This window comes from Rhodococcus sp. PvP016, assembly GCF_017832185.1.
In the GTDB taxonomy this organism is placed as follows: Bacteria; Actinomycetota; Actinomycetes; order Mycobacteriales; family Mycobacteriaceae; genus Rhodococcoides.
In genome coordinates, this window is sequence record NZ_JAFIBH010000001.1 from 3,821,912 (window position 1) to 3,842,471 (window position 20,560).

A 20,560-nucleotide genomic window follows, 5' to 3' on the forward strand; every position below is an offset into this window, starting at 1 on the left:
ACCTCTGCTCGCCGGCACCATCTCATTGTCCCACGCAGGACGATCGGGTGAGGTCAGGGAGCGCCGAGCTCGGCCTGCAGATTCGCCAGCGTCCGCGCGATGTTGCGGCGCTGGAAGGACGGGAAGGAACTGCCCCCGGTGGCCACCTTGTCGAACAGTGCGGCCACCGCGTCGGGCCACGGCCGATCGTCAGTCCACGTCTCGGTGACGCGAGTGCCGCCGTCCACGGGTGCGAAGGTGTACTCCCAGCTCGCGTTCCGGGCGCGGACGATCGGCTTGCCGGGTCCGATGGCCTCCACCCGGAACGCGAATCGCCGTGCGGGATCGGCGGCCGTCACCACGCACCGCGTGCTCCACGTCGCCCGGCCGCGCTTGTTGCGACCGACGAACGTCATGCCCTCGTAGGTACCTCCACGGCGCGGCTCGTCCACCACCGCTCCCGTGTTCTCGGGGCTCCACCGATGCGTCTGCGTCGGGTCGCTGACCAGTGCGTAGACCTCGTCGGGCGACGCCGCGACGTCGACGTGATCGGACACGGTGCGAGTTCTCGTCATGGCCTCACGCTAGGCGACGGGTACGGAACCGTCGGCGCGGGTAGACAGGAGAGGAAGCGCGTCGTCCGACCGGTCGTGTCGGCGCCGCGCACTACCCTCGACCAGAGGGGCACGCGCGATATGAAGGAGTGACGGATCGATGACACGCACACACGACTCTCGGGACTACGACGAGGCCGACCTGTCGATCGAGAAGCCGAAGACGCATGCCGCCGGTCCGACCGCCGTCGCTGTCTCGATGAAGCGCTCGCTCGAGCGCATGGGCCCGGTGCGCACAGCACGGACTCTGCTCGAGCTCAACCAGGCCGAGGGCTTCGACTGCATGAGCTGCGCGTGGCCCGATCCGGATCCGGGTCATCGCCACGCCGCGGAGTTCTGCGAGAACGGCGCGAAGGCCGTGGCCGAGGAAGCCGACAAGCGCCGCGCCACCCCGGAGTTCTTCGCGCGCCACAGCATCGCCGACCTCGACTCGCACAGTGAGCACTGGCTCGGTCAGCAGGGACGCATCACGCACCCGATGGTCAAGCGGTCGGGCGGCACCCACTACGAGGCGATCGGGTGGGACGAGGCATTCGACCTCATCGGCGAGGAACTGCGCTCGCTGCACCCGGACGAGGCCACGTTCTACACGTCGGGTCGCGCGTCGAACGAGTCCGCATTCGTGTACCAGCTCTTCGTCCGCGCGTACGGCACCAACAACCTGCCGGACTGTTCCAACATGTGTCACGAGTCCACGTCGTTCGCCCTGCAGGAGTCGATGGGCATCGGCAAGGCCAGCGTCGTGCTCGACGACGTGTACGGCGCCGACCTCATCATCCTGGCCGGACAGAACCCGGGCACCAACCACCCGCGCATGCTGTCCGCGCTGGAGAAGGCCAAGCAGAACGGCGCCAAGATCCTGGCGATCAACCCGCTGCGCGAGGCCGGCCTCATCAACTTCAAGAATCCGCAGACGCCGCGCGGCATGGTGGGCCCCGGTACCGATCTCGAAGACATGCACCTGCCGATCCGCATCAACGGCGACCTGGCACTCTTCCAGGCCATCGGCAAGCTGCTGGTCGAGTGGGACGCCCTCGATCACGAGTTCATCGAGAAGTACACAAACAACTTCGATCTGTGGAAGCAGCACGTCTCGGCGGTCGACTGGGACGAGGTCGAAACGGTCACCGGTCTCTCCCGAGGCCAGATCACCGACGCAGCGAAGCTCCTGCGCGACTCGAAGGCCACCGTTTTCTGCTGGGCCATGGGCATCACGCAGCACCGCAATGCCGTGAACACCGTGAAGGAGATCACCAACCTCGCGTTCGCTCAGGGCAACATCGGTAAGCCGAACGCGGGTGTGCTGCCTGTGCGCGGTCACTCGAACGTGCAGGGCGACCGCACCATGGGCATCTGGGAGCGGGTGCCGAAGCACTTCCTCGACGCACTCGAGAGGGAATTCGGCTTCGATCCGCCCCGCGAGAACGGTCTCGACACGATCGACTCGATCCGCGGGATGCGCGACGGCAAGGTGAAGTTCTTCCTCGGTCTAGGCGGCAACTTCGCCCAGGCCACGCCGGACAGCACCGTCACCTTCGATGCCATGCGCAAGACGAACATGACGGTGCACATCTCGACGAAGATCAACCGCTCGCACCTCGTCACCGGGGACGTGGCGCTGATCCTGCCGACCAAGGGCCGCACCGAGAAGGACATCCAGGCCAGCGGGCCGCAGTGGATCAGCGTCGAGGACTCGACGTGCTCGGTGCACTCCTCCCGCGGTCCGCTCGATCCGCCGAGCCCGCACGTCAAGTCCGAGGTCGAGATCCTCACGCAGATCGCGGAAGCCACGATCGGCGACCGCTACGGCCTCGACTGGAAGGGCATGCGCGACGACTACCGCACCATCCGTCAGCACATCTCGCGGGTGGTTCCGGGATGCGAGGGCTACGAGGTCAACGCTCGGCGCCCCGGAGGCTTCGTTCTCCCCCACCCGCCGCGGGACTCACGGACCTTCCAGACGGAGTCGGGCCTCGCGGAGTTCTTCGTCTCGCCCATCGAGGCTCTGCAGGTACCGCCGAAGCACCTTCTGCTGCAGACGTTCCGTAGCCACGATCAGTTCAACACCACGATCTACGGCCTCAGCGACCGGTACCGGGGAATCGAGGGCGGCCGCCGCGTCGTGTTCGTCAACCGCGGCGACATCGCCGAACTCGGCATGAAGGACGGCGACTTCGTCGACATCACCACCAAGTGGGACGACGACGACGTGGTCCGCGTCGCCGAGAACTTCCGGATCGTCGAGTACCAGACGCCCAAGGGGTCCGCGGCCGCCTACTACCCGGAGACCAACCCTCTGGTTCCGCTCGACTCGTCGGCGATCGACAGCAACTGCCCCACGTCGAAGTCGATCGTCGTCTCGTTGAGTCCGGCCACGGCAGGCAGCCCCGGAGTGGGACACGGCGGCCAGGACGCGATGCGTTCCGACGAGCACCACAAGACTCAGACGGAGCCTGTGCACCTGTCCTGAGTGTCCACCCGGCCACCGTGTCGCGACGATCGAGCACGGCACGGTGGCCGCGGGGTCAGAAGCCCAGCTTGCCCATCTGTTTCGGATCGCGCTGCCAGTCCTTCGCCACCTTGACGCGGAGGTCGAGATAGATGCGTGTGCCGAGCAACTTCTCGATCTGACCGCGAGCCGCTGTGCCCACGTCGCGGAGTCGAGCGCCACCCTTGCCGATGACGATCGCCTTCTGCGACTGACGTTCGACGTAGAGAATGGCGTGCACGTCCAACATCGTGTCCGACCCCTCGCGGGGCCCGACCTCCTCGATGACCACGGCGAGCGAGTGCGGGAGCTCGTCGTGCACTCCCTCGAGCGCTGCCTCCCGGATCAATTCGGCCATGAGGGTCTCCTCCGGCTCGTCCGTCAGCTCGCCGTCCGGGTAGAACGCGGGCCCGGGCGGCAGCACCTTCGCGAAGACGTCGACGACGACCTCCACCTGCTCGCCGGACGCGGCGGACACGGGGACCACCTCGCAGTCGGGACCGAGCAGGTTCGAGACGGCGATCAGCTGCTCCATGACGCGCTGCTTGGAGACCTTGTCGATCTTGGTCACCAGACCGACGAGCGCGGTCCTGCCCGCGTTGTGCCGCACCTGTTCGAGGATCCAGCGGTCGCCGGGGCCGATCTTCTCGTCCGCCGGGATGCAGAGACCGATGGCGTCGACCTCCGAGTAAGTGTCGCGCACCAGGTCGTTCAATCGCTGCCCGAGCAGCGTCCTCGGCCGGTGCAGGCCCGGGGTGTCCACGAGGATCAGCTGCGCGTGGTCCCGGTGCACGATGCCCCGAATCGTGTGGCGTGTGGTCTGCGGCCGGGAGGACGTGATGGCGATCTTGGCCCCCACCAGGGCATTCGTCAGAGTGGACTTGCCGGTGTTGGGCCGTCCGACGAAGCACACGAACCCGGAGTGGAAGTCGTCAGTCTCGGTCATGGTCGATCTCGTCTCTCTCGTCCGACGACTCGGAGTCCTCGTCGTCGGCGTCCGGTTCGGGAAGCTTCTCGGCGGTCACGGTGCTCACGCGCACCCGTCCGCGCGCATCGGAACCGCCCTCGGCCACCAGGATCAGCCCGTGTGCCTCGACACGGGCACCCGGCAGCGGCACGCGCCCGATCTCGTAGGACAGCAGGCCACCGACGGTGTCCACCTCGTCGTTGTCGATCTCGATGTCGAAGAGTTCCCCGAGGTCCTCGAGAGGCAGCCGGGACGACACCCGGAAGCGACCGTCCTCGAGCTCCTCGACCGGGGCCACCTCGTCGGTGTCGTACTCGTCCGCGATCTCACCGACGATCTCCTCCAGCACGTCCTCGATGGTCACGAGGCCGGCGACGCCGCCGTACTCGTCCACCAGGACGGCCATGTGCTTGCGGTCCCGCTGCATCTCGGCCAGCAGGCTGTCCAGCGGCTTGGAGTCCGGGACGAACACCGCCGGACGCATGACCTCGTCGACACGCACGCTGCGGCCGCCGTCGGACGACGTGTATGTCTGCTGCACGAGGTCCTTGAGATAGACGACGCCGAGGATGTCGTCGACGTTCTCGCCGATCACCGGGATCCGTGAATGCCCGCTGCGCACGGCGAGGGTGGTCGCCTGACCGGCGGACTTGTCACGCTCGATCCACACCATCTCGGTCCGCGGCACCATCACCTCGCGTGCGGAGGTGTCGCCGAGCTCGAACACGGACTGGATCATGCGGCGTTCGTCGTCGGCGACTACGCCGCGCTCCTGCGCCATGTCGACGAGTTCCCGCAGTTCGATCTCGGAGGCGAAGGGACCGTTGCGAAAGCCACGGCCGGGCGTGATCGCATTGCCGACGAGGATCAGGAGCCGGCTCACCGGGCCCAGGAGGATGCCGATGGCGCGCAGCGGGTAGGACGACCCCAACGAGATGGAGTACGCGTGCTGGCGGCCGAGTGTGCGCGGCCCCACGCCGATGACGACGTAGTCGACCACCACCATGACGCCCGCGGCGATGGCCAGTGCCTGCGCCGGCGCGAGCAGGTCCAGCAACGCTCCGGCGAGCAGGACCGTGGACCCGATCTCGCACAGGATGCGCAGCAGGACCATCAGATTGACGTAGCGGGGACGGTCCTCGAGGATGCGGAGCAGTTCGCTCGCCCCGCCCCGGGACTCCTTGACCATCTCCTCGACGCGTGCGGAGGAGACAGTGTTGACGGCGGAGTCGATGGCGGCGAAGAGGCCACCGAGAGGGACGAGGAGAACCGCGAGCACGATCAGTGCCGGAGCGCTGGTCACCGGGTCGACTCACCACCGGCATCGGTCCGGGGATTCGCGAAACCGGTGCTGCCCAACAGTTTCGCGTCCCGCGCCGCCAACAGAGCGTCGCGCTCGGCCTGGCGCAGACTCTCGTACCAGTCCTCGAGGATGCTGTTCTGCAGGCCGAACATCTCCTTCTCCTCGTCCGGCTCCGCGTGGTCGTAGCCGAGGAGGTGCAGCACACCGTGCACGGTGAGGAGTGCGAGTTCGTGCTCGAGCGGGTGTCCGGCCTTCTCGGCCTGGTCCGCCGCGAACGACGGGCACAGCACGATGTCGCCGAGCATCGACGGGCCGGGGTCCGGTGAGTCCGGGCGACCGCCCGGCTCGAGCTCGTCCATCGGGAAGGACATCACGTCCGTGGGACCCGGCAGGTCCATCCAGCGCATGTGGAGATCGGCCATGGTGGCAGAGTCGACGAGGACCATCGACAGCTCTGCTGCCGGGTGCACGTCCATCTGCGCGATGGCATAGCGCGCGACCGCGATCAGATCCTCTTCTCCGACGTCCATCCCGGATTCGTTGGAGACCTCGATGCTCATGCGAACACCGTACTAGTGCGCGGCGACGACCCCGTGCCCGTGCACGCCGACATCAGTGGTGCGCGGCGCGGGGACCACCACTGCGACGGGCAGCGCGGTTGGCGGACTTGGCGTCCGCAGCGTCGAAACGGTCGTACGCGTCGACGATGTCGGAGACCAGTCGGTGCCGGACCACGTCGCTGCTGTCGAGCTTGGCGAAGTGAATGTCGTCGATGTCCACCAAGATCTCGGTGGCGGCCCGCAGACCCGAGCGCGATCCGCCGGGGAGATCCACCTGGGTGATGTCACCGGTGACGACGATCTTCGAGTTGAAGCCGAGGCGGGTCAGGAACATCTTCATCTGCTCGGCCGTGGTGTTCTGCGCCTCGTCGAGAATGATGAACGCGTCGTTCAGCGTGCGGCCACGCATGTAGGCCAGCGGTGCGACCTCGATGATGCCCGCCTGCATGAGCTTCGGGATGGCCTCGACGTCCATCATGTCGTGCAGCGCGTCGTGGAGCGGACGCAGGTACGGATCGATCTTGTCGTGCAGTGTGCCGGGGAGGAACCCCAGCCGCTCCCCCGCCTCGACGGCCGGGCGCGTGAGGATGATGCGGCTGACCTGCTTCGCCTGCAGAGCCTGCACCGCCTTGGCCATGGCCAGGTAGGTCTTGCCCGTTCCGGCGGGACCCACGCCGAACACGATGGTGTTGGCGTCGATCGCGTCGACGTAGCGCTTCTGGTTCAGCGTCTTGGGCCGGATGGTCTTGCCGCGTCGGGACAGGATGTCCAGGCTCAGGACCTCGGCGGGAGACTCGCTCACGCCGCGGCTGAGCATCGCGACGGTGCGCCGCACCGCGTCCGGAGTGACCGGTCCGCCGGCGACCACGACGGCGGCCAGCTCGGTGAGCACCCGCTTGCCGACGGCGATGTCGGACGGCGCCCCCTCGAACGTGACGACGTTACCGCGCACGTGGATCTCGGCGGAGAGTACCTGCTCGAGCGCCCGGAGGTTACCGTCGGCGGATCCGAGCAGAGGGAACATCACGGCGGGGTCGAGCTCGATGGACTCGGTCACACGCGCCTCGGTCAGAACCGGGCGTGAGGACTGCCGCTTCTGTCCGCGGGACGCACGAGTGGTGTCCTGCGCATCGTCACCTCTGGTGCCGACGAAAGGGATGTTGTCACTCACGTGGTGGCTATGGCCTTCTCTCGGTTCTCGACTCTCGATGCGGGACGAGCTCGACTTCGTCCCGTCCTGCTCTCCACTCTAGCCATTGCGCCGACAAGTGCATTTTATTGTCGCGGGTCACACGCTGGGCGGTGCGCCGGACCAGCGATCGGTCAGGACGCCGAGCGCTCCGAGTGCCACGGCCGCCGCGGTCGACGTCCGCAGAACGGTCGGCCCCAGGAGCGCGGGAGTCGCGCCGGCATCGACGAGCATGTCGATCTCCGCGTCGTCGAGCCCGCCCTCGGGTCCGACGACGAGCACCACCTCGGGTGCGCCGCGGAACGGGAGGTCCGCGAAGGCCCCGGGCGCAGCCTCGTGCAGCGCGACCACGATGCCCCCACGTGCGACGACGCCCTCGACCAGGCTGCGCACCATCCGGGTGTCGTGCAGGTCCGCGACGTCGGGAACGAAGGCACGCCGCGCCTGCTTGGCGGCCGCGGTGGCAGCGTTCCGCCACTTCGCCACACCCTTGACGGCCTTCGGGCCGTCCCATCGCGACACGCAGCGCAGCGACTGCCACGGCACGATCGCGTCCGCACCCGCCTCGGTCGCCGTCTCGACGGCCAGTTCCGAGCGCTCCGACTTCGGGAGCGCCTGGATCACCGTCACCGTGGGCCGGGGCGGCTCCGCGGTGGTGACGGAGAGCACCGAGAACGCGAGCCGGGCCTTCTCGACGCCCGTGACCTCGACGGCCGCGAGCGAGCCGCGGCCGTCCGACAGCACCAGCCGCTCACCGACCGTCGTCCGGCGCACCGTGGCCGCGTGCCGACCCTCGGCACCGTCCAGCACGCCCGACTCCCCCGGAGACGGCAGCGGATCGAGGAAGTAGACGGTCGCCGCCACGAGTGGTCCTCCGCCCGATCAGCGACTGAAGGCGTCGCGCAGACGGGAGAACAGTCCCCCGGTGTGCTGCGATGCGGTGGTGACCACTTCGGCGTTGTCGCGTTCGCGGTGGGTGCGCAGTTGCTGCAGCAACTTGGTCTCCGTGGAGTCCAGGCGAGCCGGGACCACCACCTCGAGGTGGGCGTGCAGATCGCCGCGCACACCGCTGCGCAGCTTGGGCATGCCGTGACCGCGCAGGACCTGCACCGAGCCGGGCTGCGTGCCGGGCTCGACGGTGATCGTCGTGGGCCCGTCGAGGATCGCGTCGACGCTGACGGACGTGCCCAGGGCGGCGTCCGCCATCGGCACGCGGATGGTGCAGTGCAGATCGTCGCCGTCGCGGACGAACACGTCGTGCGACTTCTCGACCACCTCGGCGTACACGTCACCGGCGGGACCGCCGCCCGGGCCGACCTCGCCCTGCGCCGCGAGACGGATGCGCATCCCGCTGCCGACACCGGCCGGCACCTTCACGGCCAGTTCGCGGCGGGCACGTACACGTCCGTCGCCGCCACACTTGCGGCAGGGATCGGGGATCGTCTCGCCCGCGCCGCCGCAGGTAGGGCACGGGCGTGCTGTCATGACCTGTCCGAGGAACGACCGCTGGACCGACTGGACCTCGCCGGCACCGTTGCACGTCTCACAGCGGACCGGCGTCGAGTCGCCGTTGGTCCCGGAACCGGTGCACACGTCGCACAGCACGGCCGTCTCGACGGCGATGTGCTTGGTGACGCCGGTGGCGCACTCCTCCAGCGTCAGCGTGGTGCGCAGCAGCGAGTCCGAGCCGGGCTGGACGCGACCGCGGGGTCCGCGGGTGCCGCCGCCGTTGCCGCCGAAGAACGCTTCGAACACGTCGCCGAGTCCGCCGCCGAAGCCGGCACCGCCGAAACCGCCTGCTCCGCCTCCGCCGCCACTCTCGAGCGGATCGCCACCGAGATCGACGATGCGTCGCTTCTCCGGATCGGACAGCACCTCGTACGCGGAGCTGATGTCCTTGAAGCGGGCCTGGGCCGACTCGTCGGGGTTGACGTCGGGGTGGAACTCACGCGCGAGTTTGCGATACGCGCGCTTGATCTCCTGGTCCGACGCCTTGTTGTCGACGCCCAGAGTTCCGTAATAGTCGCGTGCCACGTGTGTACTCATATCCTCTTGGTGGAAGGTGGGTCGGGAAAAGTTCGGGTGGGTCAGGTGAGTGCACCGGCCGTCATCGTTCGGCCAGCACCTCTCCGATGTATCGAGCAACAGCCGCGACCGACGCGATCGTTCCCGGGTAGTCCATGCGAGTGGGGCCGAGCACACCCATACCGCCCAGCACGTTGCCCGCCGAGCCGTAGCCGGTGGAGACCACCGAGGTTCCCCGCATCTCCGGGGCCATGGTCTCCTCGCCGATCCGGACGGTCACCCGGCCGGTGTCCTGCGTCGCCGCGATGAGCTTGAGCACCACGACCTGTTCCTCCAGCGCCTCGAGCACGGAGCGCAGCGACCCCGGGAATCCACTGAGCGCGGCGAAGTCGGCGGCGTTGCGCGTCAGGTTGGCGGTGCCCCCGAGCACGAGACGCTCCTCCGGGTGTTCGACGAGCGTCTCGACCAGCACGGTCGACGAGCGCACCACGGCGTCGCGCAGATCCTCGGGCGCCGTCTCGGCGAGTTCGGCCACCGCGGCGGACGCCAGGGCGAGACGCTTGCCCTCCAGCGCGCCACCGAGCAGCGACCGCAGACGCGAGAGGTCCTCGTCGTCGATGACGTCGCCGAGTTCGACGATGCGCTGATCGACGCGACCGGAGTCGGTGATGAGCACCAGCAACAGTCGCGCCGGCGTCAGGGCCACCACCTCGAGATGGCGGACCGACGACGCGGACAGCGTCGGGTACTGCACGACGGCGACCTGACGGGTCAGCTGGGCCAGCAGGCGCACGCCGCGTCGCAGCACGTCGTCCAGGTCGACACCGGTGTCGAGGAACTGCAGGATCGCGCGCCGCTCGGCCGCGGAGAGCGGCTTGACGTCGGCGATGCGGTCGACGAACTGCCGGTAGCCCTTGTCGGTGGGGATACGACCCGAGCTGGTGTGCGGCTGCGTGATGTAGCCCTCGGCCTCCAACACGGCCATGTCGTTGCGCACGGTCGCGCTGGACACCCCGAGGTTGTGTCGATCGACCAGTGCTTTCGATCCGATGGGCTCCTGCGTCGCGACATAGTCGGCGACCAGGGCACGCAGGACCTCGAAACGTCGATCCTCCGTACTCGACATCGCAACCCTCCTACGCTCGGGACCGGTGGCTGTGCGGGACCAGCCGATTCTAGTCGGCGACGCGCGGGTGCCCCATTCCGCTCGCCCGAGTCACTACTGTGGCCGGTGTGATCTTCAAGGGAGTGCGCGACGGCAAGCCGTATCCGGAGCACGGTCTGTCGCTCCGCGACTGGTCCAAGATCCCGCCACGCCAGCTGCGCCTCGACGAGATCGTGACCACCACGAAGGTGCTCGAACTCGACCGTCTGCTGTCCGAGGACAGCACGTTCTACGGGGACCTGTTTCCCCATGCCGTGCACTACCACGGCGTCGTGTACCTCGAGGACGGCCTGCACCGGGCGGTGCGGGCCGCGCTGCGAAACCGTGTCGTGCTGCACGCGCGGGTGTTCGACTACGACGCGATCGGGGCCTGAACGCGGCCCTCACTCGAGAATGTCGCGCACGACCCCGTCGGCCAGCAACCGCCCACGGTCAGTGAGGACGTACCGATCGCCCAGACGGACGAGCAGTCCATCGGAGGCGATCGAGTCCGCGCGGACCACCTCGTCCGCTGACAGATCACCCGCGGCCATTCCTGCCCGCAGCCGCGCGGTCAACATGATCCGTTCCATGTGGCGCTCGTCGCGCGTGAGAGCTTCACTGTCCGCGATCGGCAGCGCCCCGTTCGCCAGCGTCTCCGCGTACCGCGCCGGATGCTTGACGTTCCAGAACCGCGTCCCGTTCACATGGCTGTGTGCGCCGGGACCGATGCCCCACCAGTCACCGCCGTCCCAGTAACCCAGGTTGTGTCGGCACTCCGCACCGTCGCCCCGCGCCCAGTTGGACACCTCGTACCACCCGAAGCCGGCCGCGCCGAGCCGCGCGTCGATCCGCTCGTAGCGCGACGCCAGCACGTCGTCGTCCGGAGCCGGGAGCTCGCCCCGGCGCACCCGCCTCGCCAGGGCCGTCCCGTCCTCGACGATGAGCGCGTAGGCGGACACGTGGTCGACACCGGCGTCGAGCACCGCCGTCAACGACGCGTCGAGGTCGTCGTCACTCTCTCCCGGCGTTCCGTAGATCAGGTCGAGGTTCACATGGTCGAACCCGGCCGCCGCCGCTTCCCGTGCCGCGTCCCCGGCGCGTCCCGGGGTGTGGGTGCGGTCGAGGATCGCGAGCACGTGCGGCGCCGCCGACTGCATGCCCAGCGACACGCGCGTGTAGCCGGCCGCGCGGATTCCGTCGAAGAAGGCCGGCGACGTCGACTCGGGATTGGACTCCGTCGTCACCTCGGCATCGGCCGAGAACGTGAAGGACGAACGCGCGGCACCGAGGAGATCGGCGAGGCCGTCGGCGCCGAGCAGCGACGGCGTTCCGCCGCCCACGAACACGGTGTCGACAGCGGGCACGCTGCCCGACTCTCGCTGGAACGTGGCCGCGGCGAGATCGAGCTCGCGGCGCACCCCGTCGAGCCAGGACTGCGGTGACGCCGACGTTCCGAGCTCCCCGGCGGTGTAGGTGTTGAAGTCGCAGTAGCCGCAGCGCGTCGCGCAGAACGGCACGTGGAGGTAGAGGCCGAAAGGCGCGGGCGGACGATCGACGAACGACTCGGGTGCGAGTACGCCGACGGCGGGAGTTGCCAGTGGAACCGGGATCACCGGACCAGTGTCCTCCTCCCTGCTCGGCGACGCCCTGGTCGGGGGAGGCACCCGCCTCGTGGCAGAATGGGGCTCATGACAGTCGTGGAGATCATGCTCGTGGCTCGGCGCCACGTCGATCTCGCACGCGTCTGCAGCTGTCTGAGGCCGCTCGTCTGACCCTCCCGCCAGCCCGCACACCCCCCGGCCGGTCAGGGACGAGGTGTGCGGACCAGCCCTCCGAGACACCCCTTCCTGTTCGGCGCCCGACCTTGGAGCGCCCATGACGAACACCCCCGACACCGCTGCGCCGCGCGCACGGTCGACCCGTCCCGCCAAGCGGAGGTCCGAGGGCCAGTGGGCACTCGGCTACCGGGAACCGCTCAACGCGAACGAACAGAGCAAGAAGGACGACAACCCGCTCAACGTCCGCGCGCGGATCGAGAACATCTACTCCAAGCAGGGCTTCGACAGCATCGACAAGGCCGATCTGCGCGGACGCTTCCGCTGGTGGGGTCTCTACACCCAGCGCGAGCAGGGCTACGACGGCACCTTCACGGGTGACGAGAACATCGACCTGCTCGAGGCGAAGTACTTCATGATGCGCATCCGCTGCGATGCCGGTGCGCTCAGCGCGCTGCAGTTGCGCACTCTCGGTGAGATCTCGCAGGAGTTCGGCCGCGACACCGCGGACCTGTCCGACCGGGAGAACGTGCAATACCACTGGATCGAGGTGGAGAACGTCCCCGAGATCTGGCGCCGCATCGAGTCGGTCGGCCTGAAGACCACCGAGGCGTGCGGCGACTGCCCCCGCGTCGTGCTGGGCTCCCCGCTCGCCGGCGAGTCGCTCGACGAGGTCCTCGATCCCACGCCCGCCATCGACGAGATCGTCGAGCGCTACATCGGCCGCCCGGAGTACTCGAACCTCCCTCGCAAGTTCAAGACCGCGATCTCCGGCCAGCAGGACGTGGTCCACGAGGTCAACGACATCGCCTTCATCGGGGTGAACCATCCCGAGCACGGTCCCGGCCTCGACGTCTGGGTCGGCGGCGGTCTGTCCACCAACCCCATGCTCGCGCAGCGACTCGGAGTCTGGGTGCCGCTGCACGAGGTTGCCGACGTCTGGGAAGGCGTGGTCTCGATCTTCCGTGACTACGGTTACCGGCGTCTGCGCAACAAGGCACGGCTGAAGTTCCTGGTCAAGGACTGGGGCGTGGAGAAGTTCCGTGAGGTGCTCGAGACCGAGTACCTGAAGCGGCCACTGCTCGACGGGCCCGCCCCCGAGAAGCCGACCCGTCCCATCGACCACGTCGGGGTCCAGAAGCTGAAGAACGGCCTCAACGCCGTCGGACTCGCTCCCATCGCGGGGCGCGTCTCCGGCACCATCCTGACGAAGGTCGCCGACGCGGCCGCGCGGGCAGGGTCGGATCGCATCCGCTTCACCCCGTACCAGAAGCTCATCGTCCTCGACATCTCCGATGAGAAGCTCGAGGACTTCATCGCCGAGATGGACGCGCTGGGTCTGCCGGCGCGGCCGTCCATCTGGCGCAAGAACCTGATGGCGTGCAGCGGCATCGAGTTCTGCAAGCTGTCCTTCGCCGAGACCCGCAAGCGTTCGCAGGCGCTCGTCCCGGAACTCGAGCAGCGGCTGGCCGACGTAAACGCGCAGCTCGACGTCCCCATCACCGTGAACATCAACGGCTGCCCCAACTCGTGCGCCCGCTCGCAGGTCGCCGACATCGGCTTCAAGGGCCAGCTGGTGGACGACGGTGACGGCGGACAGGTGGAGGGCTTCCAGGTCCATCTCGGTGGAAGCCTCGGCTTCGACAGCGCCTTCGGCCGGAAGTTGCGCCAGCACAAGGTCACCAGCGCCGAGCTGGGCGACTACATCGACCGGGTCGTCCGCAACTTCGTCAAGCATCGCGACGAGGGCGAGCGGTTCGCGCAGTGGGCCGTGCGCGCCGACGACGCGGATCTGCAGTGAGCGAGCACGGGAATCGCGTGTCCCACCCTCGCGTTGTCTCCTGGACCGTCCGCCCGCGAAAGGTTGTCTCATGAGCGTCGCCACCCATCGCCACCTGACCGAGTCCGAGCTCCGCGCCATCGCCGAGCGCGGCGCGCGGGAGATGGACGGCGCCTCTGCGGACGAGCTCATGCGCTGGACGGAGGACACCTTCGGCGACGACTACATCGTCGCGTCGAACATGCAGGACGGCGCGCTGGTGCATCTCGCCGCGCAGGTGCATCCGGGTGTCGACGTGCTCTTCCTGGAGACCGGCTACCACTTCGCCGAGACCATCGGCACCCGCGACGCCGTCGAGTCGGTATACGGGGTCAACGTCATCGATGCTAAGACGACCGTGTCGGTGGCCGAGCAGGACCGGCTCGAGGGTAAGGATCTCTTCGCCCGCGATCCCGCACGCTGCTGCGCCCTGCGCAAGGTCGTGCCGCTGAAGCGCGAACTGGCGAACTACAGCGCCTGGGTCACCGGCATCCGCCGCGTCGAGGCGCCCACGCGCGCGAACTCGCCGCTCATCTCCTTCGACGAGGCGTTCGGCCTGGTGAAGATCAACCCGATCGCGGCGTGGTCCGACGACGAGATGCAGTCCTACATCGACGAGCACGGCATCCTCGTCAACCCGCTCGTCGACGAGGGGTACCCGTCGATCGGGTGCGCACCCTGCACGGCCAAGCCCGCTCCCGGAGCGGATCCACGCAGCGGTCGCTGGGCCGGCAGCACCAAGACCGAGTGCGGACTGCACTCGACCGAGGAAGGAACCCGATGACAGCCGCCACGAGCGTGGACGTCACCCACGTCGACGAGCTCCGGGCACTCGAGGCCGAGTCCGTGCACATCATCCGCGAGGTGGTGGCCGAGCTCGAACGACCCGTCCTGCTGTTCTCGGCGGGCAAGGACTCCATCGTCCTTCTTCGCCTGGCGGAGAAGGCGTTCCGCCCCTCCCCCGTCCCCTTCCCGGTGATGCACGTCGACACCGGACACAATTTTCCCGAGGTCATCGAGTTCCGCGACCGACGACTCGAGGAGGGCGGCCATCGCCTCGTCGTGGCGTCCGTCCAGGAGTCCATCGACTCCGGTCGCGTCCGCGAGGTCGGCGGCCCCTCCGGCTCGCGCAACCGTCTCCAGACCCGGACCTTGCTGGACGCGTTGGAGGAGAACAAGTTCGACGCCGCCTTCGGTGGTGCGCGGCGCGACGAGGAGCGTGCCCGCGCCAAGGAGCGTGTGCTGAGCTTCCGCGACGAGTTCGGCCAGTGGGATCCGCGGGCCCAGCGCCCCGAGCCGTGGTCGCTGTACAACGGCCGCATCAAGCGCGGTGAGCAGGTCCGCGTGTTCCCGCTGAGCAACTGGACCGAGCTGGACATCTGGCGGTACATCGAGCTCGAGCAGCTCGAACTCCCGTCCATCTACTTCGCCCACGAGCGCGAGGTGTTCGAGCGCGACGGCATCCTGCTCGCCACCTCGGAGTTCACCTCCCCCACCGAGCACGAGACCGCCGCCGTCGAGATGGTGCGCTACCGCACGGTCGGCGATCTCACCATCACCGGCGCCGTGCGCTCGCACGCCACCGACATCGCCGGGGTCATCACGGAGATCTCCGCGGCCACCGTGTCCGAGCGCGGCGAGACCCGCGCCGACGACCGCACGTCCACAGCCGCGATGGAAGATCGCAAGCGCGAGGGGTACTTCTGATGACCATCACCAATCCGCTTCCCGTGTCGGACGTTCCGGTGTCGCCGGCCGCCACCGTCCCGCGTCAGCTGCTGCGCATCGCCACCGCCGGCTCCGTCGACGACGGCAAGTCCACCCTCATCGGGCGGCTGCTGCACGACACGGACAGCCTTCCGCTCGATCACCTCGACGCCGTGACCGACGAGGAGGGCGTGGCCGACCTCGCCGCCCTGTCGGACGGTCTGCGTGCCGAGCGCGAGCAGGGCATCACCATCGATGTCGCCTACCGCTTCTTCTCCACGCCGAGTCGCAGCTACGTCCTCGCCGACACCCCGGGACACGAGCGCTACACGCGCAACATGTTCACGGGGGCGTCCAACGCGAACGTCGCCATCCTGCTCGTGGACGCCCGAGCCGGCGTGTTGCGCCAGACACGTCGTCACGCCCGGATCGCGACGCTGGTGGGTGTCGACCGCCTGGTGGCGACCGTCAACAAGATGGACCTCATCGACTTCGACGAGTCCCGATTCCGTGACGTCGAGCGCGAGCTCGCCGAACTCGGCGCTCGTCTCGGCACCGAGATCCTGGTCATCCCGATCGCGGCAAAGCTGGGCGACAACGTGGTCGAGCCGTCGACGACCATGCCCTGGTACACGGGCCCCACCCTGCTCGATCACCTCGAGAGCATCGACCTGGTCGCTCCGGCACCGGTCGCGACGGAGCTGCGGTTGCCCGTGCAGTGGGTCTCACGCCCTACCGACGGCGAACGGCGCCGCTACACCGGCCGACTATCTGCCGGCACCGTGCGGATCGGCGACTCGATCGTCGCGCTGCCGTCCGGATCCCGCAGCGTGGTCACGGCACTCGACACACTCGACGACGCCCGCGATGTCGCCGTGGCGCCGCTCAGCGTCTCCGTCGAACTGGCCGACGACATCGACGTGGCCCGCGGCGACGTCCTGGTCAGTGGCGAGCCCGACGCCCACCTGCCCACGCTCGCACGGGAATTCGACGCCACCGTGTGCTGGCTGGCGGAGGCGCCCCTCGGCGTCGGCGACCGACTGGCGCTCAAGCACACCACCACCACGGTGCGTGCGACGGTGCAGCGCATCCATTCACGGCTCGATCCGGAGACGCTCGACGAGCATCCGGGCTCGGAGAACCTGTCGCTCAACGACATAGCGCGGGTGACACTGCGGACCAGTGCGGTGATCGTGGCCGACGACTACGCGGACAACCGCGACTCCGGCGCGTTCATCCTGCTGGACGAGCACACGAACGACACCGTGGCCGCGGGCATCATCGAGGGGTCCCGCGCGGTGCTCGACCGCTCGGACACCCCCTCCTGGGTTCCGTCGTCGATCACCCCCGAGGAGCGTGTCCGCCGTACCGGTCAGCACGGTGCGACGATCTGGCTCACCGGTCACCCGTCCTCGCACAAGGCCGCGGTCGCCGTCGCGCTCGAGGACGCACTGACCGCCTCCGGTCGCACCGCCTACATCGTCGGCGGTGACAACGTCCGCGGAGTGCTCGACATCGACGCCGCAGCCGGAACCCGCGCCGCAACGGTGCAACTCGCCCGGTTGGCCCGGTTGTTCGCCGATGCCGGAGTGGTCGCGATCGTGCCCATCTCGTCCGCGGACGGCGAAGATCTCGCTGCCGCGCGGGTCGAGATCGCGGCGGCCGGCATCCCGGTCACCGATCACCGCGTCGACGCCGACGACACTGCGGCGCCGGCCGAGGTCGCGGCAGCCGTGCTGCGCGGACTGGAGCAGTAGCCCCTCGAGGGGTTCGCGTCGTGGACGCTGCAGGGTGTGTGCACACGGGTTGCGTTGAGCGCACACCCTTTGCGGCATGCTGCACCGTGTGTGCACTCGACAGAAGTGGTGTTCACTCGGCCGCAGCGCACTTACGCGGCGAGCGGCGGACGCTGCAGGGTGTGTGCACACGAGTTGCGTTGAGCGCACACCCTTTGCGGCATGCTGCACCGTGTGTGCACTCGACAGAAATGGTGTCCACTCTGCCGCGGAGCCCTCACACGTCGACCGGCGGACGCTGCACGGTGTGCGCACACGAGTTGTGGTGAGCGCACACCCTCTACGGCACGCTGCACCCGGTGTGCACTCGACACACGAGGTGTCCACTCTGCCGCGGAGCCCTCACACGTCGGCCCGCGGACTCTGCACGGTGTGCGCACACGGATCTCGGTGAGCACACACCCTTTGCGGCACGCCGCACCCGGTGTGCACTCGACACACGAGGTGTTCACTCTCCCGCAGCGCACCCACGCGGCGCGGACTGGACGCACGTCCCCGCGTCGGGGATGCGCGTGAATCAGCCGGGGATCACCGGCACGCGCGTGGCACGCACGTACACGGTCTCCCCGCTCTGGAGCCCCAGCGCCTCGTTGTCGCCGCGGGTGATCTGCGCGAAGAACAGCTCGTTGGTGGCGCCGTTGCGCAGCTCCACCCGCACCTCGAATCCCAGGTGCACGATGCGCTCGACGGTCGCCCGCAACACCCCCGCGTTCTCGGCCGTGCCGGTCTGCTGCGCGTTCGCGAGATCGGGTGTGCGGCCGACCCGGATGTCGTGCGGACGGACCAGCTGGCCGTTGAGCCGCGACACGTCACCGAGGAAGGACATGACGAAGTCGTTCGCAGGGGTGTCGTAGAGATCGCGAGGAGCGCCCACCTGCTCGATCCGGCCCTTGTTCATGACCGCGATCCGGTCGGCGACGTCCAGCGCCTCCTGCTGATCGTGCGTGACGAGCACCGTGGTGACGTGCACCTCGTCGTGCAGTCGACGGAGCCACGTGCGGAGATCGGCCCGCACCTTGGCGTCCAGGGCACCGAACGGCTCGTCGAGCAGCAGCACGCGCGGGTCCACGGCGAGCGCGCGGGCCAGGGCCATGCGCTGACGTTGGCCACCGGACAGTTGGGCCGGGAAGCGCGTCTGGAACCCCGAGAGGCCGACGATGTCGAGCAACTGGTCGACGCGCTCGTCGATCTCGGCCTTGGGCCGCTTGCGGATCTCGAGCCCGAAGGCGACGTTCTTGCGCACGGTGAGGTGCTTGAACGCGGCGTAGTGCTGGAAGACGAACCCGATGTCCCGCTTCTGCGGGCTGACGGTGGTGACGTCGTCGCCGGCGATCACCACCACACCGGAGTCGAGCTCCTCGAGTCCGGCGATCGACCGCAACAGAGTCGACTTGCCCGACCCGCTGGGCCCCAGCAGCGCCGTCAACGATCCGGACGGGATGTCGAGGGACACGTCGTCGAGGGCCGCGAAGTCGCCGTAGTTCTTCCGCGCTCCACGGACGGAGATCTCGATGCCGCCCGTGCGCTTCTCTGTCGTCGTCACGGTGCTCATTCCTTGGTTCGCTTGCGGTCCAGAACCGTCATCAGCAACAACACGATGACGGCGACGACCATGAGAAGTGTCGACGCGGCGTACGCGCCCGGTTGGTTGAAGTCCTCGTACCTGGCGTTCACCAGCAGCGTCAGCGTCTGCGAGATGCCCGGCAGGTTGGTGGAGACGATGATGACGGCACCGAACTCGCCGAGCGCGCGGGCGACCGTCAGGACGACGCCGTACGTCAGCCCCCAGCGGATGGCGGGAAGTGTGATGCGCCAGAAGGTCTGCCACGACGTCGCGCCCAGCGTGGCCGCGGCCTCCTCCTGTTCCTGTCCGATCTCGTGCAGCACCGGTTCCACCTCGCGCACCACGAACGGCAGCGTGACGAAGATGGTGGCCAGTACCATGCCGGGCAGCGCGAAGATGATCGTGATGCCCCACTCGGCGAGGAAGCCGAACCAGCCGCCTGCACCCCACAGCAGGATGAGCGCGACACCCACGATGACCGGGGACACCGCGAACGGGAGATCGACGACCGCCTGCACGAGACCCTTGCCACGGAAGTTGCCGCGCGCGAGAGCCAGGGCCGTGACGACGCCGAACACCACGTTCAGCGGCACGACGATCGCGACGATGATCAGCGACAACTGCAACGCCGACTGTGCGGCCGGTGTGGTGATGAGCTGGAAGAACGAGACGATGCCGTTCTCGAACGTGCGGTACAGGATCGCGCCCAGCGGGAACACCACCAGCACGGCCAGATAGAGCAGCGCGACCGTACGGAGGCTCAGTCGAGTTCCGGTGGACAGCTTCACTTCTGCTCCTCCCGCCGGGCGAGGCGGCTACCGGAGATGCGCAGCACGAACAGCACCGCGAAGGCGATGAGCAACAGCACCACGGAGATCGCGGCCGCGTCGACGGGCTGATCTGTCTCGATCTGCTCGCGGATGAGCTGCGACGCGATCTGCGTGTCGCCGGGGATGTTGCCACCGATGAGGACGACCGATCCGAACTCGCCGAGCGCCCGAGAGAAGGCCAGTCCGGCACCCGAGAGTATCGACGGCAGCAGCACCGGCAGCACGACCCGCCGGAAGATCACCAGATTGCTCGCACCCAGCGAGGCGGCCGCTTCCTCCACTTCCCGGTCGAGCTCGATGAGCACCGGCTGCACCGCGCGCACGACGAACGGCAGGGTGACGAACGCGAGGGCGAGCACGACGCCGGTCTTAGTGGCGTTCAGCGTGATTCCCACCGGGCTCATCGGCCCGTACAGCGACAGGAGCACCAGGCTCGCGACGATGGTGGGAAGGGCGAACGGCAGGTCGATCAGCGCGTTGACGACGGACTTGCCCGGGAAGTCATCGCGCACCAACACCCAGGCGATGACGGTGCCCATGACGACGTTGATCAACGCCGCGACCACCGAGACCTGCACTGTCACGCGCAGAGTGGCCAGCGCCCGCGGATCGGTGACCGCGTCCCAGAACTCGGCGGGTCCGTCGGACAGGGAGCGACTCAGCACGGCTGCCAGGGGCAGCAGAACGATGATCGAGAGCCACAGGACGACGGTGCCGAGCGTGAGCGACCCCCCGGGAAGATGGGAGGCCGAGCGGCGGGACAGGAACCTTCGCCGACCGGCGACCTCTGTCGTCAT

At 68.4% G+C, this 20,560-nt stretch carries 18 protein-coding genes; 6 read left to right on the plus strand and 12 right to left on the minus strand.

Translation table 11 applies throughout. The features are described 5' to 3' along the window. Nucleotides 1-53: 53 nt before the first annotated feature. Nucleotides 54-554, minus strand: a complete 501-nt coding sequence (locus tag JOE30_RS17775) for an SRPBCC family protein (protein WP_204868294.1) — start codon at nt 552-554, stop codon at nt 54-56. A gap of 139 nt (nt 555-693) precedes the next feature. Between JOE30_RS17775 and JOE30_RS17780 the strand changes: the two genes are divergently transcribed. After that, entirely contained in the window at nt 694-3,063 is a 2,370-nt protein-coding gene (locus JOE30_RS17780; RefSeq protein WP_204868296.1) for an FdhF/YdeP family oxidoreductase, read from the plus strand. Nucleotides 3,064-3,118: 55 nt separating this feature from the next. Here JOE30_RS17780 and era read toward each other — a convergent pair whose 3' ends face one another. The 7 genes from era to hrcA all read right to left on the minus strand — a co-directional run bounded on the left by era (nt 3,119) and on the right by hrcA (nt 10,251). After that, nucleotides 3,119-4,027 carry a GTPase Era gene (era, locus tag JOE30_RS17785; protein ID WP_027505722.1) on the minus strand — a complete coding sequence of 303 codons (909 nt, stop codon included), beginning with the start codon at nt 4,025-4,027 and terminating at the stop codon, nt 3,119-3,121. Continuing rightward, complete coding sequence (locus JOE30_RS17790; protein ID WP_204868299.1) at nt 4,014-5,351, minus strand: hemolysin family protein; 1,338 nt, start codon at nt 5,349-5,351, stop codon at nt 4,014-4,016. The genes era and JOE30_RS17790 overlap by 14 nt, the downstream gene beginning before the upstream one ends. Further along, entirely contained in the window at nt 5,348-5,911 is a 564-nt protein-coding gene (ybeY, locus tag JOE30_RS17795; protein WP_204868301.1) for an rRNA maturation RNase YbeY, read from the minus strand. Before ybeY ends, JOE30_RS17790 begins: the two co-directional genes overlap by 4 nt. Nucleotides 5,912-5,963: 52 nt before the next feature. After that, on the minus strand, nt 5,964-6,983 hold the full coding sequence (locus JOE30_RS17800) for a PhoH family protein (protein WP_056446329.1): 1,020 nt from the start codon (nt 6,981-6,983) through the stop codon (nt 5,964-5,966). 216 nt (nt 6,984-7,199) lie between these two features. Continuing rightward, nucleotides 7,200-7,964, minus strand: a complete 765-nt coding sequence (locus JOE30_RS17805) for a 16S rRNA (uracil(1498)-N(3))-methyltransferase (protein ID WP_204868303.1) — start codon at nt 7,962-7,964, stop codon at nt 7,200-7,202. A gap of 18 nt (nt 7,965-7,982) precedes the next feature. Then, on the minus strand, nt 7,983-9,134 hold the full coding sequence (dnaJ, locus tag JOE30_RS17810) for a molecular chaperone DnaJ (RefSeq protein ID WP_204870527.1): 1,152 nt from the start codon (nt 9,132-9,134) through the stop codon (nt 7,983-7,985). Nucleotides 9,135-9,207: 73 nt separating this feature from the next. After that, nucleotides 9,208-10,251 carry a heat-inducible transcriptional repressor HrcA gene (gene hrcA, locus JOE30_RS17815; protein ID WP_027505716.1) on the minus strand — a complete coding sequence of 348 codons (1,044 nt, stop codon included), beginning with the start codon at nt 10,249-10,251 and terminating at the stop codon, nt 9,208-9,210. A gap of 107 nt (nt 10,252-10,358) precedes the next feature. Here hrcA and JOE30_RS17820 point away from each other — a divergent pair, with 107 nt between their 5' ends. Then, nucleotides 10,359-10,664 carry a type II toxin-antitoxin system VapB family antitoxin gene (locus tag JOE30_RS17820; protein ID WP_027505715.1) on the plus strand — a complete coding sequence of 102 codons (306 nt, stop codon included), beginning with the start codon at nt 10,359-10,361 and terminating at the stop codon, nt 10,662-10,664. Between the two features lie 9 nt (nt 10,665-10,673). Here JOE30_RS17820 and hemW read toward each other — a convergent pair whose 3' ends face one another. Continuing rightward, nucleotides 10,674-11,870: a radical SAM family heme chaperone HemW gene (hemW, locus tag JOE30_RS17825; RefSeq protein WP_239533043.1), complete on the minus strand. Its 1,197-nt coding sequence runs from the start codon at nt 11,868-11,870 to the stop codon at nt 10,674-10,676. Between the two features lie 277 nt (nt 11,871-12,147). Between hemW and JOE30_RS17830 the strand changes: the two genes are divergently transcribed. From JOE30_RS17830 to JOE30_RS17845, 4 genes are all read left to right on the plus strand, one after another. Further along, nucleotides 12,148-13,848, plus strand: coding sequence for a nitrite/sulfite reductase (locus JOE30_RS17830; protein ID WP_204868305.1), 1,701 nt, complete (start codon nt 12,148-12,150; stop codon nt 13,846-13,848). Between the two features lie 70 nt (nt 13,849-13,918). Further along, the gene (locus JOE30_RS17835; protein WP_027505713.1) at nt 13,919-14,650 is read left to right on the plus strand and encodes a phosphoadenylyl-sulfate reductase; all 732 of its coding nucleotides are present in this window, start codon (nt 13,919-13,921) and stop codon (nt 14,648-14,650) included. Further along, nucleotides 14,647-15,573, plus strand: coding sequence for a sulfate adenylyltransferase subunit CysD (gene cysD, locus JOE30_RS17840; RefSeq protein ID WP_204868306.1), 927 nt, complete (start codon nt 14,647-14,649; stop codon nt 15,571-15,573). The genes JOE30_RS17835 and cysD overlap by 4 nt, the downstream gene beginning before the upstream one ends. Beyond that, nucleotides 15,573-17,330, plus strand: coding sequence for a GTP-binding protein (locus JOE30_RS17845; protein WP_204868307.1), 1,758 nt, complete (start codon nt 15,573-15,575; stop codon nt 17,328-17,330). The genes cysD and JOE30_RS17845 overlap by 1 nt, the downstream gene beginning before the upstream one ends. Before the next feature lie 556 nt (nt 17,331-17,886). Here the strand turns inward: JOE30_RS17845 and JOE30_RS17850 are convergent. From JOE30_RS17850 to cysT, 3 genes are read right to left on the minus strand one after another with little or no spacing between them, the layout of a single operon-like run. Continuing rightward, nucleotides 17,887-18,912: a TOBE-like domain-containing protein gene (locus JOE30_RS17850; RefSeq protein WP_307806231.1), complete on the minus strand. Its 1,026-nt coding sequence runs from the start codon at nt 18,910-18,912 to the stop codon at nt 17,887-17,889. A 5-nt stretch (nt 18,913-18,917) separates the two neighbouring features. Then, complete coding sequence (cysW, locus tag JOE30_RS17855) at nt 18,918-19,721, minus strand: sulfate ABC transporter permease subunit CysW (RefSeq protein ID WP_027505710.1); 804 nt, start codon at nt 19,719-19,721, stop codon at nt 18,918-18,920. After that, on the minus strand, nt 19,718-20,560 hold the full coding sequence (gene cysT, locus JOE30_RS17860) for a sulfate ABC transporter permease subunit CysT (protein ID WP_204868310.1): 843 nt from the start codon (nt 20,558-20,560) through the stop codon (nt 19,718-19,720). The genes cysW and cysT overlap by 4 nt, the downstream gene beginning before the upstream one ends.

What these genes read in the sequence shown, in the direction of transcription:
- hrcA (WP_027505716.1), bottom strand. Translation starts at nt 10,251, where the DNA reads ATGTCGAGTACGGAGGATCGACGTTTCGAGGTCCTGCGTGCCCTGGTC.
- JOE30_RS17835 (WP_027505713.1), top strand. Translation starts at nt 13,919, where the DNA reads ATGAGCGTCGCCACCCATCGCCACCTGACCGAGTCCGAGCTCCGCGCC.
- JOE30_RS17845 (WP_204868307.1), top strand. Translation starts at nt 15,573, where the DNA reads ATGACCATCACCAATCCGCTTCCCGTGTCGGACGTTCCGGTGTCGCCG.
- ybeY (WP_204868301.1), bottom strand. Translation starts at nt 5,911, where the DNA reads ATGAGCATCGAGGTCTCCAACGAATCCGGGATGGACGTCGGAGAAGAG.
- cysT (WP_204868310.1), bottom strand. Translation starts at nt 20,560, where the DNA reads ATGACGACAGAGGTCGCCGGTCGGCGAAGGTTCCTGTCCCGCCGCTCG.
- JOE30_RS17775 (WP_204868294.1), bottom strand. Translation starts at nt 554, where the DNA reads ATGACGAGAACTCGCACCGTGTCCGATCACGTCGACGTCGCGGCGTCG.
- era (WP_027505722.1), bottom strand. Translation starts at nt 4,027, where the DNA reads ATGACCGAGACTGACGACTTCCACTCCGGGTTCGTGTGCTTCGTCGGA.
- JOE30_RS17830 (WP_204868305.1), top strand. Translation starts at nt 12,148, where the DNA reads ATGACGAACACCCCCGACACCGCTGCGCCGCGCGCACGGTCGACCCGT.
- JOE30_RS17780 (WP_204868296.1), top strand. Translation starts at nt 694, where the DNA reads ATGACACGCACACACGACTCTCGGGACTACGACGAGGCCGACCTGTCG.
- cysD (WP_204868306.1), top strand. Translation starts at nt 14,647, where the DNA reads ATGACAGCCGCCACGAGCGTGGACGTCACCCACGTCGACGAGCTCCGG.